The sequence below is a fragment of the Streptomyces sp. NBC_01689 genome (assembly GCF_036250675.1).
In the GTDB taxonomy this organism is placed as follows: domain Bacteria; phylum Actinomycetota; class Actinomycetes; order Streptomycetales; family Streptomycetaceae; genus Streptomyces.
This window is the reverse complement of the sequence record NZ_CP109592.1, coordinates 9,173,748-9,192,170: the sequence shown is the minus strand read 5'-3', so window position 1 is coordinate 9,192,170 and position 18,423 is coordinate 9,173,748. Positions and strand designations below refer to the sequence as shown.

Annotated in this window: 12 protein-coding genes, 1 tRNA gene and 1 pseudogene; 9 read left to right on the top strand and 5 right to left on the bottom strand. The window is 73.5% G+C overall.

Translation table 11 applies throughout. From position 1 onward, the window contains the following. The first annotated feature begins 40 nt into the window (after positions 1–40). The 6 genes and pseudogenes from OG776_RS39325 to OG776_RS39300 all read left to right on the top strand — a co-directional run. On the top strand, positions 41–1,294 hold the full coding sequence (locus tag OG776_RS39325) for a cysteine desulfurase family protein (RefSeq protein ID WP_261994582.1): 1,254 nt from the start codon (positions 41–43) through the stop codon (positions 1,292–1,294). Positions 1,295–1,336: 42 nt separating this feature from the next. Then, positions 1,337–4,630 carry a formate dehydrogenase gene (fdh, locus tag OG776_RS39320; RefSeq protein WP_261994583.1) on the top strand — a complete coding sequence of 1,098 codons (3,294 nt, stop codon included), beginning with the start codon at positions 1,337–1,339 and terminating at the stop codon, positions 4,628–4,630. Continuing rightward, positions 4,627–5,646, top strand: coding sequence for a 4Fe-4S dicluster domain-containing protein (locus tag OG776_RS39315; RefSeq protein WP_148009714.1), 1,020 nt, complete (start codon positions 4,627–4,629; stop codon positions 5,644–5,646). Before fdh ends, OG776_RS39315 begins: the two co-directional genes overlap by 4 nt. Beyond that, positions 5,643–6,746 (top strand): NrfD/PsrC family molybdoenzyme membrane anchor subunit, encoded by a 1,104-nt coding sequence (gene nrfD, locus OG776_RS39310; RefSeq protein WP_148009715.1) that lies wholly within the window; start codon positions 5,643–5,645, stop codon positions 6,744–6,746. Before OG776_RS39315 ends, nrfD begins: the two co-directional genes overlap by 4 nt. 152 nt (positions 6,747–6,898) lie before the next feature. Next, positions 6,899–8,263 (top strand): L-seryl-tRNA(Sec) selenium transferase, encoded by a 1,365-nt coding sequence (selA, locus tag OG776_RS39305; RefSeq protein ID WP_148009716.1) that lies wholly within the window; start codon positions 6,899–6,901, stop codon positions 8,261–8,263. A gap of 2 nt (positions 8,264–8,265) precedes the next feature. Further along, a pseudogene (locus tag OG776_RS39300) lies at positions 8,266–9,990 on the top strand (SelB domain-containing protein); the annotation flags it as partial. Between the two features lie 80 nt (positions 9,991–10,070). Here the strand turns inward: OG776_RS39300 and OG776_RS39295 are convergent. Then, positions 10,071–10,163: transfer RNA gene (locus tag OG776_RS39295), tRNA-Sec, on the bottom strand. Between the two features lie 113 nt (positions 10,164–10,276). Between OG776_RS39295 and selD the strand changes: the two genes are divergently transcribed. The 3 genes from selD (at position 10,277) to OG776_RS39280 (ending at position 12,970) form a co-directional block, all read left to right on the top strand. Further along, positions 10,277–11,314 carry a selenide, water dikinase SelD gene (gene selD / locus OG776_RS39290; RefSeq protein ID WP_148009717.1) on the top strand — a complete coding sequence of 346 codons (1,038 nt, stop codon included), beginning with the start codon at positions 10,277–10,279 and terminating at the stop codon, positions 11,312–11,314. A gap of 94 nt (positions 11,315–11,408) precedes the next feature. Further along, positions 11,409–11,837 (top strand): ASCH domain-containing protein, encoded by a 429-nt coding sequence (locus OG776_RS39285; protein WP_329323455.1) that lies wholly within the window; start codon positions 11,409–11,411, stop codon positions 11,835–11,837. 281 nt (positions 11,838–12,118) lie between these two features. Then, positions 12,119–12,970: an alpha/beta fold hydrolase gene (locus OG776_RS39280; RefSeq protein ID WP_329323454.1), complete on the top strand. Its 852-nt coding sequence runs from the start codon at positions 12,119–12,121 to the stop codon at positions 12,968–12,970. 179 nt (positions 12,971–13,149) lie between these two features. Here OG776_RS39280 and OG776_RS39275 read toward each other — a convergent pair whose 3' ends face one another. The 4 genes from OG776_RS39275 to OG776_RS39260 all read right to left on the bottom strand — a co-directional run bounded on the left by OG776_RS39275 (position 13,150) and on the right by OG776_RS39260 (position 18,416). Next, complete coding sequence (locus OG776_RS39275) at positions 13,150–14,301, bottom strand: chitinase (RefSeq protein WP_148009720.1); 1,152 nt, start codon at positions 14,299–14,301, stop codon at positions 13,150–13,152. A 217-nt stretch (positions 14,302–14,518) separates the two neighbouring features. After that, positions 14,519–16,135 (bottom strand): glycoside hydrolase family 13 protein, encoded by a 1,617-nt coding sequence (locus OG776_RS39270; RefSeq protein ID WP_329323453.1) that lies wholly within the window; start codon positions 16,133–16,135, stop codon positions 14,519–14,521. Continuing rightward, positions 16,132–17,340 carry a Gfo/Idh/MocA family protein gene (locus OG776_RS39265; RefSeq protein ID WP_329323452.1) on the bottom strand — a complete coding sequence of 403 codons (1,209 nt, stop codon included), beginning with the start codon at positions 17,338–17,340 and terminating at the stop codon, positions 16,132–16,134. The genes OG776_RS39270 and OG776_RS39265 overlap by 4 nt, the downstream gene beginning before the upstream one ends. Then, the gene (locus OG776_RS39260; protein WP_148009723.1) at positions 17,337–18,416 is read right to left on the bottom strand and encodes a glycoside hydrolase family 130 protein; all 1,080 of its coding nucleotides are present in this window, start codon (positions 18,414–18,416) and stop codon (positions 17,337–17,339) included. The genes OG776_RS39265 and OG776_RS39260 overlap by 4 nt, the downstream gene beginning before the upstream one ends. Positions 18,417–18,423: the final 7 nt, after the last annotated feature.

Genomic DNA, 18,423 nt, shown 5'->3' with positions numbered 1-18,423 from the left:
CAGGCTCTTCATGAACATGCCGGTGGATGCGGAGACGGAGATGGCGGAGACGGAGGTGGCGGAGACGGAGATGCCGGTGGGCCGGGGCCGTGACGGCCGTCCGGTGTACCTGGACCACAACGCCACCACCCCCGTCGACCCGCGGGTGGTCGGGGCGATGCTGCCGTTCCTCGTCGGCGACTTCGGCAATCCGTCCAGCGGCCATTCCTACGGCGCGGCGCCGCGGGCCGCGCTGGCCGGGGCCCGTCGGCAGGTCGCCGCGCTCGTCGGGGCGTCCCCGGAGGGGATCGTCCTCACGGGCTCCGGCTCCGAGGCGGACAACCTCGCGCTGCGGGGTGCCGTGCTCGCCGCGGGCGTCGGCAGGCGCCGGGTGATCACCCAGGTCACGGAGCACCCCGCGGTGCTGGAGACCTGCCGCGCCCTGCACCGCCTGCACGGGGTGGACGTGACGTACCTGCCGGTCGACCGCGAGGGGCTGGTCGATCCCGCCGATCTGGCCGCGGCACTGGACGAACGAACAGCGGTGGTCTCCGTCATGGCCGCCAACAACGAGACCGGCACGCTGCAACCCGTCACCGAACTGGCCCGGCTCGCCCACGAGCACGGCGCCCTCTTCCACTGCGACGCGGCCCAGGCGGCCGGCAAGGTCCCGGTGGACATGCGCGCGCTCGGCGCGGACCTGCTGACCCTGGCGGGCCACAAGATGTACGCGCCGAAAGGCGTCGGCGCCCTCTGTGTGCGCGTCGGTGTCCGCCTCGAACCCCTGGTGTACGGCGGCGGCCAGGAGGCCGGGCGCCGTGCCGGCACCGAGAGCGTCGTCCTCGCCGTGGCGCTGGGCACCGCCGCCGAACTCGCCGCCGCGGAGCTCGCGGACGGTGCCGCGCGGCGCGTCGGGCTGCTGCGGGACCGCCTCCACCACGGGCTCGCCCGCGCGCTTCCCGGGCGGGTGCACGTGAACGGGTCCGGCCACCGGCTGCCCGGCACCCTGAACGTCAGCATCGACGGCACCACGGGGCACGAACTGCTGGAGGCCGCGCCGCGCCTCGCGGCCTCCACCGGCTCGGCGTGCCACAGCGGGACCGGCACCGCCTCCCCCGTCCTGCGCGCGATGGGCCTCGACGAAGCCCGGGCGCGGGCGGCCGTACGGCTGTCGCTCGGCCGCTGGACGACCCCGCAGGACGTGGACAGGGCCGTCGAGCTGCTGGCTGACGCCGTGCGCGCGCTCGACCCGGCCGGACCCGGCGGGCCCCGGCCCGAGGCGTCCCGGACTTGCGGCCGGCCCCTCGGCCGGTAGCGTCGAACGGAGGCGGGAGCCCTCGCACGAAGGAGCGGGCGGATGGGTCTGAGACGGTGGATGAACGCCTGGCCGGTGTACCGGCAGCTCACCGGCACGGACCCGCTGGGCCGCGGCCGGGCGGCACAGTCGGCCCGCTCCGCCGGTCTGGGCGCCCGCACGGAGAGCGCGGACCGGGTGGTGGACTCGGTCTGCCCGTTCTGCGCGGTGGGCTGCGCCCAGCGCGTCTACGTGAAGGACGAGCGCGTCGTCCAGATCGAGGGGAACCCCGACAGCCCCATCTCCCGCGGCCGGCTGTGCCCCAAGGGCTCCGCCAGCAAGCAGCTCGTCACCGGGCCGCAGCGCGAGCAGCACGTGCTCTACCGGCCGCCGTACGGCACCGAGTGGCAGCGGCTCGACCTCGACACCGCGGTGGACATGGTGGCCGACCGGGTGCTCGACGCCCGCCGCAAGGGCTGGCAGGACACCGACGAGGACGGCAGGACGCTCCGCCGCACCATGGGTCTGGCGAGCCTCGGCGGCGCCGCGCTGGACAACGAGGAGAACTACCTCATCAAGAAGCTGTTCACCGCCCTCGGCGCGCTGCAGATCGAGAACCAGGCCCGTATTTGACACTCCGCCACGGTTCCCGGTCTGGGAGCCTCGCTCGGACGTGGCGGCGCCACGGACTACCTTCAGGACCTCGTCAACACCGACTGCATCATCATCATGGGCTCGAACATGGCCGAGGCCCATCCCGTCGGGTTCCAGTGGGTCATCGAGGCGAAGGCGCGCGGCGCCCGGGTCATCCACATCGATCCGCGCTTCACGCGCACCAGCGCCCACGCCGACCAGCACGTCACCATCAGGGCGGGCACCGACATCGCGTTCCTCGGAGGCGTGATCAACCACATCCTCGCCAACGACCTGGACTTCCGTGAGTACGTGCGGGCCTACACCAACGCCCCCTTCCTCGTGAACGAGCGGTTCCAGGACACCGAGGACCTCGACGGGCTGTTCAGCGGCTACGACCCGCACACCGCCGCGTACGACGCGTCGAGCTGGTCGTACGCGGGCGTCGCGGCGCGGGAGCGGCCCGGCAGCCACGCGAAGGAGACCTGCGAGCCGTACCAGCACGGCGCCAAGGGCCCGTTCGTCGAGGACGCCGAGGGCGGCATCGAGGCCGATCCCACCCTGGAGCATCCGCGCTGCGTGTTCCAGGTCCTCAAGCGGCACTTCGCGCGCTACACACCGGAAATGGTGGAGCGGATCTGCGGCGTCCCGCGGGAGCTGTTCCTCGACGTGTGCCGGGCCTGGACGGAGAACTCCGGCCGGGAGCGGACCACCGCCCTGGTCTACAGCGTCGGCTGGACCCAGCACTCCGTGGGCGCCCAGTACATCCGGGCCGGATCGATCGTCCAGCTCCTGCTGGGCAACATCGGCCGCCCGGGAAGCGGGATCTTCGCGCTGCGCGGTCACGCCAGCATCCAGGGCTCCACCGACATCCCCACCCTGTTCAACCTGCTGCCCGGATACCTGCCGATGCCCGACACCGGCCACGAGGACCTGGCCGGCTACCTGGACGGCGTCCGGGGCCGAGGACGGAAGGGCTTCTGGGGTGACGCCGACGCCTACATGGTGTCGCTGCTCAAGGAGTACTGGGGCGACGCGGCGACGGCGGAGAACGACTACTGCTTCGACTACCTGCCCCGGATCAACGGCGACCACGGCACGTACCGCACCGTGATGGACATGGTCGACGGCAAGGTCTTCGGCTACTTCCTGCTCGGACAGAACCCGGCGGTGGGCTCGGCGCACGGCCGTCTCCAGCGCCTCGGCATGGCGAACCTCGACTGGCTGGTCGTCCGCGACCTGGTCATGATCGAGAGCGCGTCGTTCTGGAAGGACGCGCCGGAGATCGAGACCGGCGAGATCGTCACCGAGCGCTGCCGCACCGAGGTGTTCTTCTTCCCCGCGTCCTCGCACGTCGAGAAGGCCGGCACCTTCACCCAGACCCAGCGCATGCTGCAGTGGCGCGACCAGGCGGTGGAGCCCTCCGGGGACCGGCGCTCCGAACTGTGGTTCTTCCACCAGCTCGCCGTCCGCATCAAGCAGCGGCTGGCCGGCTCGAGCGACGAACGCGACCGTCCCGTCCTCGACCTGGCCTGGGACTACGAGGTCGAGGGCGACGAGCCCTCCCCCTCGGACGTGCTGCGCCACATCAACGGCATCGACCTGCGCACCGGGCGCACCGTCGACGGCTACCCCGACCTCAGGGCGGACGGCAGCACCGCCTGCGGCTGCTGGATCTACAGCGGTGTGTACGCCGGGGAGACCAACCAGTCCCGCCGTCGCACCTCCCGCCTGGAGTCGGGGCCGTACGACGCGGAGTGGGGCTGGACCTGGCCGCTCAACCGCCGTGTGCTCTACAACCGCGCGTCCGCCGACCCGGACGGCCGTCCCTGGAGCGAGCGGAAGAAGCTGATCTGGTGGGACGAGGAGGCCGGCGAGTGGACGGGCAACGACACCCCGGACTTCGAGCGCACCAAACCGCCGCACTACCGGCCTCCGGCGGGGGCCTCGGGCCCCGAAGCGCTCGGCGGCAGCGACGCGTTCATCATGATGCGCGACGGCAAGGCATGGCTGTTCGCGCCGGCCGGGCTCGCCGACGGACCGCTGCCCACCCACTACGAACCGCACGAGTCGCCGATGCGCAACCTGCTCTACGGGCAGCAGGGCAACCCCGTGCGCAAGGTCTACGGGCGCCCGGACAACCCGTCCAACCCCGCGCCCCCGGAGGCGCACACCCAGGTGTTCCCGTACGTGTTCACCGCGGCCCGGCTGACCGAGCACCACACCGCCGGAGCCATGAGCCGTCAACTCCCCTATCTCGCCGAACTCCAGCCCGCGCTGTTCGTCGAGGTGTCGCCGGAGCTCGCCCGGGAGCGCGGTCTGCACCACCTGGACTGGGCGCACGTCATCACCAGCCGGACGGCGGTCGACGCGCGTGTGGTCGTCACGGACCGCATGGCGCCGCTGCGCGTCGACGGCCGTGTCGTGCACCAGGTCTGGATGCCGTACCACTGGGGCACGACGGGTCTGACCAGCGGCGACGTGGTCAACGACCTGATCGGCGTGGTGGCCGACCCGAACGTCTTCATCCAGGAGAGCAAGGTGCTGACCTGCGACGTACGGCCCGGACGGCGTCCGCGCGGGCCCGCCCTGCTCGCGTACGTGCGGGAGTACCGCCACCGGGCCGGGATCACGACGGAGACCGGCACCCGGATCGCGACGGCCGACGGCCGTACCGAGCGTGCCCACATCGAACCGGACGACCGGCCGGAGGAACCGTCATGACGAGCCAGAACAGCTTCCACGGGCCGCTTCCCGATCCGGCCGGGGACGCCGGCCACCGTGACCACCCGCCCCGCGTGGGTTTCTTCACCGACACCTCGGTGTGCATCGGCTGCAAGGCCTGTGAGGTGGCCTGCAAGGAGTGGAACGGCATCCCGGAGGACGGCATCGACCTGCTGGGCATGTCCTTCGACAACACGGGCATGCTGGGCGCGAGTTCGTGGCGGCACGTCGCCTTCATCGAGCAGGAGCGGCCGCTGGGCGGGCAGGACGCGGGCCTGGCCGACCTGCCCGTCGGTCCGTCGAGCGCCGGGGAGACCCCCGAGATCGTGGCGGACGCCCTGGAGTCCGCCCGGCGTGGCGGCGGTGACCTCGGCACCGCGCCCGTGGACCTGGGCTTCCCCTCCTTCGGTCTGCCCGGCGCGGAGACGGGCGCGGAGACCCGTACCCAGTTCCGCTGGCTGATGTCCTCGGACGTGTGCAAGCACTGCACCCATGCCGGCTGCCTCGACGTGTGTCCCACCGGCGCCCTGTTCCGCACCGAGTTCGGCACCGTGGTCGTACAGCCGGACATCTGCAACGGCTGTGGCTACTGCGTGTCCGGCTGTCCCTACGGTGTCATCGACCGACGGCCGGACGACGGGCGGGCCTGGAAGTGCACGATGTGCTACGACCGGCTGCGCGACGGGCTGGAACCGGCCTGCGCCAAGGCCTGCCCGACCGACTCCATCCAGTTCGGCCCCCTGGACGAGCTGCGCGAGCGCGCGGACCGGCGTCTGGCCACGCTGCACGAGGCGGGGGTGCCGGAGGCCCAGCTCTACGGCCGCGACCCCGAGGACGGCGTCGGGGGCGACGGCGCGTTCTTCCTGCTGCTGGACGACCCGGAGGTGTACGGGCTGCCGCCGGACCCGATCGTGCCGACACGCGACCTGGTGTCCATGTGGAAGCACGCGGGCGCGGCGGCTTCGGCCCTGCTGGCCGTCTCCGCGGCGGTCTTCCTGGGCGGGGGCCGGCGATGACCGGGGACGGCACCGCCGGGGGCAACGGTGCAGGCAGCGCCGGGGAGAACACGGCCGGGCACGGCGCGGCTGAGCGCGGCACCGCCGGGCACGGCGGGCGCCGCTCCGGCCGGGGACGGGGCCGCGGCGGGGGCGACGACGGGAGCCGCGAGCAGTCCATGGTGCCGCGGGCGGAGTTCCGCTCCTACTACGGGCGTCCGGTGCTCAAGCCGCCGGTGTGGGAGTGGAAGATCCCCGCGTACCTCTTCACCGGCGGGCTGTCGGCCGGCGCGGCGCTGCTCGCGGCCGGCGCGGACCTGACGAGGCGTCCCCGGCTGCGGCGGGCGGGCCGGGTCGGCGGCTTCGCCGCTCTGCTGGCGAGCATGTACCTGCTCGTGGCGGACCTCGGCCGGCCCGCGCGGTTCCACCACATGCTGAGGGTCGCCAAGCCGAGTTCACCTATGTCCGTCGGCACCTGGATCCTCGTCGCCTACGGACCGGGCAGCGCGCTGGCGGCCGCGGCCGAACTGGTGCCCGCCGCCTGGCGCGCCACACCGGCGGGGCGGCTGCTGCGCCTGGCGGCCCGTCCGGCGGGCCTGTCCGCCGCCCTGTTCGCCCCGGGCGTCGCCTCGTACACCGCGGTCCTGCTCTCCCAGACCGCGGTCCCCGCCTGGCACGACGCCCGCCGTGAGCTGCCCTTCGTGTTCACCGGGTCCGCGGCGGCCGGCGCCGGTGGTCTGGGCATGCTGCTGACGCCGGTCACGGAGGCGGGCCCGGCACGGCGGTTCGCCGTGGCCGGTTCGGCGGCCGAGGTCGTCGCGTCGCGTCTCATCGACCGGCGCCCCGGTTTCGTGACCCGGGCGTACACCACCGGCCGCCCGCACCGCCTGCGCAAGGCGTCGGAGTACCTCACCCTGGCCGGGGCGGTCACCGCACTGACCCTGGCCCGGCGCAGCCGTACGGCCGCCGCCGTGGGCGGGCTGGCCCTCATGGCCGGCAGCGCCCTGCAGCGCTTCGGCACCTTCGAGGCGGGTGTGACGTCCACCGAGGACCCGGCCTACGTGGTCGGGCCGCACCGCGAGCGCCTCGACGCCCGCCGCACACAGCGGGACGGGGAGTGATCTGGTCGCACGTCGTCGGGGACGCGCCCCGCCGGTCCCGCGGCCGGTTCCGGCCGTCGCGTACCGCTGCGGTGTGGCGCGGACGCGGGGACCGCCGGGCGCCCTAGCCTGACGGGGTTTCCTCCGGTACGTCCCCAGTGAGAGTGCACGAGATGGACCGCGACCAGGTCTCCGCCACGGGCTCCGCCCCGCCCGTCGACGAGCTGCGGCGGCTGCCCCGCACCGATGTGCTGCTGGCCGATCCGCGGCTCGTGGCGGCGGTACGACGGCTGGGCCGGGAGCTGGTCAAGGACGTCGTCGTCGGTGTGCAGGCACGGGCCAGGGCGGGTGAGGTACCCCTCGGTGAGATCGCCGAGCGGGCCGTGGCCGCCCTGCCCGCCACCGCCGCCGCGCTGCGCCCGGTCATCAACGCCACCGGAGTGCTGCTCCACACCAACCTCGGCCGGGCCGCGCTCTCGGCGGCGGCCCGTGACGCCGTACTGGCCGCCTCGGGGACGACGGACGTGGAGCTGGACCTCACCACCGGAGCCCGTTCCCGCCGGGGCTCCTCCGCGCTCGACGCCCTGTTGCGGTCGGTACCGGCCGCCGGGGCCGCCCACGTGGTCAACAACGGCGCGGCGGCACTGGCGCTGGCCGCCACCGCGCTCGCCCGGGGCCGGGAGATCGTCGTCAGCCGCGGCGAGATGGTGGAGATCGGGGACGGTTTCCGGCTGCCCGACCTGCTGGAGTCCACCGGCGCCCGGCTGCGCGAGGTCGGCACGACCAACCGCACCACGCCCGCCGACTACGCCGGGGCACTGGGGGCGGACACCGGCTTCATCCTGAAGGTCCACCCCTCCAACTTCCGTGTCACCGGCTTCACCCGGGAGGCGACCGTCGCCGAACTGGCCGCGCTCGGCGTGCCGGTGGTGGCGGACATCGGCTCGGGCCTGCTCGCTCCGGAACCGGTGCTGCCCGAGGAACCCGACGCGACGAGCCATCTGCGCGCCGGGGCGTCCCTCGTCACCGCCAGCGGCGACAAGCTGCTGGGCGGTCCCCAGTGCGGGCTGCTGCTGGGCGACGCCGGGCTGGTACGACGGCTGGCCCGTCACCCCCTGGCCCGCGCCCTGCGGGTGGACAAGCTGACCTTGGCGGCCCTGGAGGCGACGTTGCGCGGCCCCGAGCCCCCGGCCCTGACCGCGCTGCGCGCCGACCACGGGGAGCTGCGGCGACGCGCCGAACGGCTCGCGGAGGAGCTGCGGGCGGACGGGGTAGACGGCCGTGCCGTCGACACCGAGGCCGTGGTCGGCGGGGGCGGCGCGCCCGGCGTGACCCTGCCGAGCGCCGCAGTTTCCCTGCCGAGCGACTACGCGGCCCTGCTGCGCGGCACCGACCCCGCCGTGCTGGCCCGCGTGGAGGACGGCCGCTGCCTCCTCGACCTGCGGGCGGTCCCGGTCGACGCCGACGCACGGCTCGCGGAGGCGGTACGCCGGGCCGGCAGCCCACGGGGGACGGCCGGACCGGCAGCGGGGACCTGACCATGCACGTCATCGCCACCGCCGGCCACGTCGACCACGGCAAGTCCGCGCTGCTGCGCGCCCTGACCGGGATGGAGCCCGATCGCTGGGCGGAGGAACGGCGCCGGGGCATGACGCTGGACCTGGGCTTCGTGTGGACACGACTGCCGGGAGCGGGGGACATCGCGTTCGTGGACGTGCCGGGACACGAACGGCTCGTGGGCTCCATGCTGGCCGGGGTCGGCCCGGCCCCCGCCGTCCTCTTCGTCGTGGCGGCCGACCAGGGCTGGCAGCCGCAGTCGGAGGAGCATCTGTCCGTCCTCGACGCACTCGGGGTGCGGCACGGTGTCCTCGCTGTCTCCCGGTGCGACCTCGCCGAGCCGGACGCGGCCCGGGCCCAGGCGCTCGCCCGGATCGCCGAGTCCTCTCTCGGAACGCTGCCGAGCGTGGCCGTCAGCGCGGTGAGCGGCGCCGGCCTCGACGCGCTGCGTACGAGTCTGGTCCGGCTGGCCGGTGAACTGCCCGCCCCGGACCGCGCGGCGGACGTACGGCTGTGGGTGGACCGGGCGTTCACGGTGCATGGGCACGGCACCGTCGTCACGGGGACCCTCGGCGCGGGCACGGTGCGCGTCGGCGATCGGCTCCAACTCGCCCGGGACGGACAGGTGTTGCGGGTGCGCGGGCTGGAATGCCTGAAGGAGCCGCGACAGGTGGCCGACGCGGTGGCCCGGGTGGCGGTCAACGTGACCGGGCCGGGCGCGGGCGCCCTGCGCCGCGGCGACGCGTTGCTCACCCCCGGCCGGTGGCTGACCACCGACACCATGGACGTACGGCTGCGGGGCGATCCGGCCCGGGAGCTGCCCCGCGAACTCACCCTGCACGCGGGCTCCGCGGCGGTGCCGGTGACGGTCCGTCCGCTCGGCGAGGGCTCGGCCCGCCTACGGCTCGCCGTCCCTCTGCCGCTGCGCGTCGGCGACACCGCACTGCTTCGCGACCCCGGCAGACACCGTGTCGCGGCGGGCCTCACCGTGCTCGACATTCGCCCGCCGCGGCTGACCCGGCGCGGCGCGGCGGCCGCACGCGACCGCGAACTGCGGGCCGCCCCGGCGGGCGCCGACGGGACCGGGGAAGTACGCCGTCGGGGTCTGATCCGCCGCTCGGAGCTGTGCGCCATGGGCCTGCGGCCGCCGGCCGAACCGGTCGCCGGGGACTGGCTGGCGGACCCGGCCCACTGGTCGGCTCTGCGTGACCGCCTCCGGGACGTGGTCGAGGAGCACGCCGCTCGCAACCCGCTGGACCCCGGTCTGCCGCTGGAGTCGGCACGCCGGGCCCTCGATCTGCCCGAACGCGCCCTGATCGGCGCGCTGTTGGCGCGGTCGCCTGGGTTGCGGCACGTCGACGGACGTGTCTACGGCGATCACACACGCCCCGTTCTGCCCGCCGACGCCGAGGCCGCGGTCGACACCGTGCGCGCGGACCTCGCCCGCGAGCCGTTCCGCGCACCGGAGGCCGACAGGCTGCGGGAACTCGGGCTCACTCCCCGGCTGTTGGCGGCCGCGGAGGCCGCGGGAGCACTGCTGCGGATCAGCGACGGCATCGTGCTGCTGCCGGGGGCGGACGCGCGGGCCGCGGACGTCCTCGCGCGCCTGGCACAGCCGTTCTCCGTCAGCCAGGCGCGCCAGGCACTGGACACCACACGCCGGGTCGCCGTCCCGCTGCTCGAATACCTGGACGAGTGCGGCCGGACCGTTCGGGTGGACGGTGCGCTGCGCCGCTGTCGCGGCCCGGGCCCGGCCCCCGGACGAGACGGACGGGGGACTCCGGCCGGCGGAGACGGACGGGAATCGAACCCGCCTGCCCGAGTTGCTCGGACACCTCGGTTTTGAAGACCGGGAGGGCCACCAGGCACCTTGACGTCTCCCCGCGGGCCGTCACCGGGGCGAGGCCCCCGGCCGTCCGGCCATCGAACCCCCGCACCGCCCCGCAAGTCAACGCGCCACACGGCGCTCCCCCGCACAGGCAAGGAACGATGCGATGACCAGCCCACGGACCGACGTACGGCGGACTCCGCGTCCGGGCGTGCGGCTCACGCAGTACGCGCACGGTGGCGGCTGCGCCTGCAAGATCCCGCCGGGGGAACTCGAGGAGATCGTGGCCGGACTGACCTCACCGGAGGCGTGCGGTGGCGCGGAGGTGCTGGTCGGCCTGGATCACGGTGACGACGCCGCGGTCGTCCGGCTGCCGGGCGGCCCCGGCACGCTCGCGGCCGTCGCCACCGCCGACTTCTTCACGCCGGTGGTCGACGACCCCTACGACTGGGGCCGCATCGCCGCCGCGAACGCGCTCTCCGACGTCTACGCCATGGGGGGCACCCCCCTGGTGGCGGTCAATCTGCTGTGCTGGCCGCGCGACGTGCTGCCCTTCGATCTGGCGCAGGAGGTGCTGCGGGGCGGAACGGACGTGGCGGCGTCGGCGGGCTGTGTGGTGGCGGGCGGCCACAGCGTCGACGACCCGGAACCCAAGTACGGCATGGCGGTGACCGGCACCGTCGATCCGGAGCGCCTGCTGCGCAACGACGCGGGCCGGCCGGGGATGCCGCTGTCGCTGACCAAGCCGCTGGGCCTGGGAGTGCTCAACAACCGGCACAAGGCGACGGGCGAGATCTTCCCGCAGGCGGTGGAGACGATGACCGCGCTCAACGGCGAGGCGGCACGTGCCGCGCTGGCCGCGGGAGCGGTGTGCGCCACCGACGTCACCGGTTTCGGTCTGCTCGGCCACCTGTTCAAGCTGGCACGCGCGTCAGGGGTGACCGCGGTCGTCGACTCCGCCGCGGTCCCCTTCCTTGACGGCGCCCGGGACGCCGCCCGCGCCGGGCACATCAGCGGCGGAACCCGCCGCAACCTCGCCTGGGTCACCCCGTACACGGACTTCGGCCGTACCGACGAGCCGACCCGGCTCCTTCTCGCCGACGCCCAGACCTCCGGCGGACTGCTCGTCGCGGGCGAGGTGCCGGGCGCCCCGGTGATCGGCGAACTGGTACCTGCGGGCCCGTACCGGCTGGTCGTGCGCTGACCGGGATCACTGTTCGGACAGATACTTCTCCGGGCGACCGCGACCGGTCGGCCGCCGACGACGGGACCGGGCGATGTGGGCACGGGTCGAGGGCATGCGGTCCTACGAGCTCGGTACGGCCGACGAGATGCGGACCCGGCTCAACCGGCTGGTCCTGGCGGGCCGGAAGACCGCGTCCACCGGGCTGCTGACGGTCTACGCGGAGGAGGCCGAGGGCGTCGAGTATCCGGGTGAGACGCTCGCCCTGCTCGACAGGGACGGCGCCCGCGCGGCCCTGATCGAGGTGACCGGCGTGACCTTGACGCCCTTCGCCGAGGTGACGTGGGAACACGTGGAGGCCGAAGGGGAGGGTCACGCCTCGGTGGAGGAATGGCGGGCGGGGCATCGCCGGTACTGGGACCGCCTGGGCACCCCGGTCGACGACGACACCATGGTCGTGTGCGTGGCGTTCCGGCTGATCGAGGGCTCCGACTCCTACGGACCCGACGCTACGGACCCGGACCCCACGGACCCGCCCGCCTGAGGCCCATTTCCCCACGCCCGCACGGACCGCACGTCCGAGGCGCGCGCCCTCTGGGCGGCCCTGCGGCCGCAGGGCCGCAGGGCCGCACCATCCTGCCGGGGCCCGGGCCCCGGGCCTTGGTGGCGCAGGCGCCGTGGAGCGGATGCGCATGAGCAATTAAATTGTGCGCAACTAACTTGTCCGCAAGCACATTGCCCGCTATCTTTTGCTTGTCGCCCCGGGCCGAAACGCCCGGTACGGCCCACCGATGTCAGCTGCCACGCCCTGAAGGGGAAGTCACCATGAACGTCAAGACCGCGATCCGTCCCACCCGCAGGCGTGTCGCCGTGCTGGGAGCCGTCGCCGGTGTGGCGGCGCTCACCCTGACCGCCGCCACGGGCTCGGCGAGCGCGGCCAAGGCCGAGCACGGCCCGTCCCATCCGAAGCCCACGGTCGTACTGGTGCACGGCGCCTTCGCCGACTCCTCCAGCTGGAACGGTGTGATCGAGCGGCTGCGACACGAGGGATATCCGGTGATCGCCCCCGCCAACCCGTTGCGCGGGCTGGCCGGCGACGCCGCGTACATCCACAGCGTCCTCAAGAGCGTGAGCGGGCCGGTCGTCCTCGTCGGCCACTCCTACGGAGGCGCCGTGATCAGCGAGGCCGCCGTGGACTCCCCCCAGGTCAAGGCCCTGGTCTACATCGCCGCCTTCGCCCCCGAGAAGGGCGAGAGCGCGCTGGAGCTGTCCAACAAGTTCCCCGGCAGCACCCTCGGCACCGCCCTCAACCCCGTGTCCTTCCCGCTCCCCGGCGGCGGCACCGGCACCGACCTCTACATCAAGACCGACATGTTCCACCACCAGTTCGCCGCCGACGTACCGAAGCGGGTCACCGACCTGATGGCCGCCACCCAGCGCCCGGTCGCCGCCTCCGCCCTGGACGAGAAGGCGACGACGCCCGCCTGGAAGACCATCCCCTCCTGGGACCTCGTCACCACCCAGGACCTCAACATCCCTCCGGCCGCGCAGCGCTTCATGGCCGAGCGCGCCCACGCGCACACCATCGAGATCAAGGCGTCGCACGCCGTCTCGGTGTCGCACCCCGGCGCGGTCACCCGCCTGATAGAGCAGGCCGCCCGGACCACCGGCAACTGAGCCGGACCGGTCACCGCGGGCGGTGCGGCCCTCCGGGAGGCCGCACCGCCCGCGGCCACGTCACGGGCGGACGGAACGCCACGGTCCATGGTGTCGCCGCCGCCGGTCCGGAACCGGCAGCGCCCGTGGGTGACCCGGCCGGACCGGGTCACCCACGGGCGACAGGGGCGGGACCCCGCTCAGCAGTAGAGGTTGTTGCCCGGGGCGACCCCGAGGATCGCGGTGAACTGCTGGTAAGCGCTCACCCGGCTCTGCACCTGGGCGGGGTTGCGGCCGTCGCACTCCAGCGAGCCGTTGATGGACCGGATCGTCTGACCGAAGCCGGCTTGGTTCACCATGGCGTTGTGCGGGGTCATCGAGCCGGGTCCCGACTGCGTGTTCCAGTACCAAAGGCCCGTCTTCCAGGCGACGGCCGAGTCCTGTTCGACCCGCCACGGGTTGCCCAGCAGGTCGATGCCGAGCGCGTCACCCGCCGCCTTGTAGTTGAAGTTCCAGCTGAGCTGGATCGGGCCCCGCCCGTAGTACGCGGCCTGGCCGGCCGGGCAGCCGTAGGGCTGACCCGCGTCGCAGTAGTGCGGATAGTTGGCCGTGTTCTGCTCCACCACGTAGACCAGCCCGCCGGTCTCGTGGTTCACGTTGGCGAGGAAGGCCGCGGCCTCCTGCTTCTTGACCGTGTCGCTCCCGCTGTTCGCGAACCCCGGGTAGGCGCTCAGCGCCTGGACGAGCCCGCTGTAGGTGTAGAAGCCGTTCCGGCCCGGGAACATTTGATTGAACTGCCCCTCGCTGACGACGAATCCGGAGGGATTGGTGCCGCCACCGCCGCTCGCGGGGGCGTTCCACTTCTGATTGGCCGCGCCCGTGCAGGTCCATATCTGCAGCCGGCCGCCGTTGGCCGAGCTGTTGCCGCGGACGTCCAGACACTTGTTGGCCGCGGGATTGACGATGTCGTGGGCGGCGGTGACCACCCACTGCTGATTGGCACTGCCCGCGCAGTCCCACAGCTGGACCGCCGCGCCGTCGGCGGTGCCGCGGTCCACGATGTCGAGGCACTTCCCGAGCGCCCGCAGGGTGCCGTCGCCCGGGTTCGACCAGCTCTGCGCGGCGGTCCCGTTGCAGTCGTAGAGCTGTACCGCGGTGCCGTTGGCGCTGTTCGCGCCGGCCACGTCGGCGCACTTTCCGGCCAGTCCGGAGATCTGACCGCTGGCCGCGTGCGCGGGCGGCGCGGAGAGGAACAGCGCGGAGAGGACCACGGTGAGCACGGCTGTCACCAGGGAACGTCCGACCGTGACCCGTCCGAGGGAGAAGAAGTGAGCGGCAGGGCTGAAGAGCATCGGGGCATCGCTCCTAACGCGGTCGGAGGCCGCGGCGGTGGGGGAGGGAGCTGTGCGGGAAGGCGCCGCGCCCGGAGCGGACTCCGGACGCGGCACCTCATCAGGTCTAGACCATGACAGGCTGACGGAGCCACGTCAACCAATCGCGCACGGCCCACCGCCGCGCGTCTTCGTCAACGCCGCCCCGGAGCACGCCGGGTGACGGCCCGTCGGATGATCACGGTCGAGCCGGACCGCCTTCCTCGCCACCTACTGCGGTGGAGAGCCACACACAGGCGTCCGCCGGCAGCTCACCGCCGTCCAGCAGCGCGGCGCTCGCCAGCACCGGCCGGCCCGCCGACCCCGTCCGCGCCAGATCCAGCGCCTCCGGGCCGAGATTCACCACACAGGTCAACTCCCCTCGGGAGAAGGCCAGATAGGACGCGTCGGCCGGTGAGTGCCAGCGCAGGCCGCCGTGCGCGGCGACCGGGTGTTCCCGTCGCAGCCGCAGTGCTCGCCGGTAGAGGGACAGGACGGAGTCCGGGTCCTCGCGCTGGGCGGCGACGGAGTACCGGCCCCAGCCCTCGGGCTGGGGAAGCCAGCAGGCCTCGGGCGCGGCCGTGGTGAACCCGTACGGCGGCCGGTCCCCGCGCCAGGGGATCGGCACGCGGGCGCCGTCGCGTCCGCGGTCCGTACCGCCCGAGCGATGCCACAGCGGGTCCCGGATACGGTCGTCGGGCAGGTCGGCCTGCGGCAGACCCAGTTCCTCCCCCTGGTAGAGATAGACGGCGCCGGGGAGGGCGAGCATCAGCAGAGCGGCCGACCGGGCGCGCAGTTCGCCGCCCAGGCGGGTCGCGGGGCGGGGAGCGTCGTGACTGGACATCACCCAGGTCACGGGGGCGTCGACGGCCGCGGTGGCGGCCAGCGACTCGTCGATCACGCGGCGCAGTGTCGTGGCCTGCCAAGGGGCTTCGAGAAAGGCGAAGTTGAAGGCCTGTTGCATCTCGTCCGCACGAACGTACCGGGCCAGCCGGGTGGGTTCGAAGACCGCGGACTCGGCGACGAGGACACGCTCGCCGGGGGCCACCGCGCCGGGCGGGGCCGGATGGGTGTCCAGCAGCGTACGCCACTCCCGGTAGAGGGGATGCAGCTCCTCCTGGTCGTAGTACGGCATCAGGTGGTTGCGCGCGGGATCCCGGTGCTGTCCGGGCCCGGCGTCGGGCAGGCCGTCCGCCTTGAACAGGGCGTGGGCCACGTCGATCCGGAAGCCGTCCACGCCCTGGTCGAGCCAGAAGCGCAGCACCCTGGCGAACTCGGCTCGCACGTCGGGGTCGCGCCAGTCGAAGTCGGGCTGCTCCGGGGCGTGGAGGTGGAGGTACCACTCCCCGTCGGGCACCCGGGTCCAGGCCGGTCCGCCGAAGGCCGACTCCCAGTCGTTGGGCGGCAGGGCGCCGTCCGGGCCCTGCCCGGTTCGGAAGAGGTACCGGGCGCGCGCCGCCGAGCCCGGACCGGCCGCCAGGGCCTCACGGAACCAGGGGTGGGTGTCCGAACTGTGGTTGGGCACCACGTCGACGATGACCTTGAGGCCCATGGCGTGGGCGCGGACGGTGAGCGCCCCGAAGTCGGCGAGCGTGCCCAGGTCGTCGGCGACGGCGGTGTGGTCGGCGATGTCGTAGCCGCCGTCGGCCAGCGGAGACGGATAGAACGGCGTGATCCAGATCGCGTCCGCACCGAGGTCCCTGACGTGGTCGAGATGCCGGGTGATGCCCGGCAGGTCCCCGGTCCCGTCGCCGTCGCTGTCGGCGAACGACCGGGGGTACATCTCGTAGCAGACGGCGTCGCGCCACCAGATCATGCCGTTCGACTCCCTTCTCCCACCGTGACGACCTGCTGTACGTGTCCGCTCGCCGCCGCTCTCGTGGCGGCCTCGGCGACCGCCACGGCGCTCACTCCCGCCCGCACGTCGGCGACCGGGGTACCGCCGGTCGCGGCACACCGCACCAGGTCCGCCATGGCCGCGCGCACGCTTTCGGTGTAGACGTACGGCTTGCGTTCCTCGCCGCCGAGGTCGACGACCGCGTCCACGCGGTGCGGCACGCTGCGGGTGACTCCCCTGCCCCGGGCGGGCGCCGCTCCCCCGGCGTCCCGGTGGACCGAGACGGACACCCGGTCGTCCGGGTGCGGCCGGAAGCCCGGAACGTGCAGCAGCTCGGATGTTCTGAGGGGAAGCCGCTCCCAGGCGCGGGCACCGGCTTCGTCCGTCCAGGCCGTGATGACGCCGTGGGTCGGAATCCAGCCGGTGATGCGGGACTCGGCGAAGCCGTGGTCCAGACGCATCAGTTGGCGCTCGCAGCGATGGGCGTGGGTGAAGGAGTGCAGATGGCTGGCCAGGGCGCCGCCCGGGTGCACGACGTCCGCGACGACCATGTCGACCGGGCCGCCGGGCCGTCCCACGGCGCTCGCCCGCACCTCCTGCGGCTCGCTCCCGAGCAGGGCGCGGGCCGCGTCGAAGAAGTGGACGCCGTGCTCGACGAAGATGCCGCCGCTGTGGTCCGGGTCCCAGAACCAGTGGTCGGCGTCGAGGTCCTCGTCGGCCGCGTCGTTCTCGAACAGGAAGCGTCGTGGACCGTCCAGCAAGCCTTCGGAGACGAGCCGTCGGACGGCGCGCAGCAGCGGGTTGTAGCGCAGGACGTGGTCCACCACGAGTGTGCCGGGCGCGCGCGACGCCTCCTCCCCCACCCGTTCGGCGTCCCGCGCGGTGGTCGCCAGGGGCTTCTCGCAGAAGACGTGCCGGCCCGCGCGCAGGGCGGCGATCGACAACGCGGCGTGGGTGGCGGGCGGGGTCGCGACCGCCACGATGTCGACGCCCGGGTGGCGCAGCAGGGTGTCCGGGTCCGGGCAGGCCGTGACCTGGTGCCTGCCGGCGAGGGCGGCCGCGCGTGCCGGGTCGGCGTCGGCCACGGCCGTGACTCGCAGCCCCGGCAGGCCGGCCACGGCGTCCAGGACGTACGCCCCGAACGCGCCGCAGCCGACCAGCCCGAGCCCCAGTTCCGTGGTCACGCCGTACGTTCCAGCAGGGCCACACCGATGTGCGCGTCGGCCATGCCGTAGAAGACGAACAGCTTGCCGTCGACCTCTTCGATGGCGGTGGGGAAGACGACGTTCGGCACCGTGCCCGAGCGCTCCTCCTCGGTCTCGGGGGCCATCAGGGGCACGGTCGAACGGGTCAGCACCCGCGAGGGGTCGGCCGGGTCGAGGATCATGGCGCCGGCCGCGTAGGAGACGTTCTGGTTCTGCACCCAGGGGTCGTCGATGGTGCCGGAGACGCCGTGGTGGATGAGGAGCCAGCCCTCGTCGACGCGGATCGGGGCGGGGCCGCCGCCGATCTTCAGGTCCTCCCACGGGTGGGCGGAGAGCGCGACGAGCCGGTGGTGGCGCGGACGGGTCAGCGCGCTGATGTCCCGCTCCACCTCGGCCACGGGTACGTAGGAGATCCAGATGCCGGGCCGTTCGTCCGTGAGACCGGCCGGCAGGTGGACGCCCTCGCCGGGACGGAACCAGCCCAGGTCCCACATGGGCCGGTGCAGCATGGCGTACGACGGTTCGCCGTCGGGACCGGGGACCGGCTCGGGGAAGTGGACGACGTCCTTGTTGGGGAAGAGGTTGAGGTCCGTGTCCAGGTCGGGCTGGTAGGCGAACTGGACGGGGCCCAGGCGGGTCCACTCGGTGAGGTCGGTGGAGACGGCGAGGGCCGGCTTCGGACCGAGCGGTCCGTAGGCGACGTACGACATCACATGGCGGCCGAGGCTCGGGATCCAGGTGACGCGCGGGTCCTCGACACCGGCGTTGTTCTTGCCGCGCTCCCAGCCCTCGTCGGGGGCGAGGACGACGCCGCGGCGCTCGACGCCGCAGGGGACGCCCTCGTCGTCGAAGAGGACCTTCGCCAGGCCGACGCGGGAGACGTTGCCCTCGGCGACCAGTCGGGGCAGCAGGTGCAGGGTGCCGTCGGGGGTACGGCCGGAGGCGGGGTTGAGAACGCCTTCCGTCTCGTACGGCTGACCGGCCAGGGGGGACATCACCATGCCCTTGCGGACGAGGCGGTACGGGATGGGGTTCTGCGGCGCGGGGTGGTTCATGGGGGGT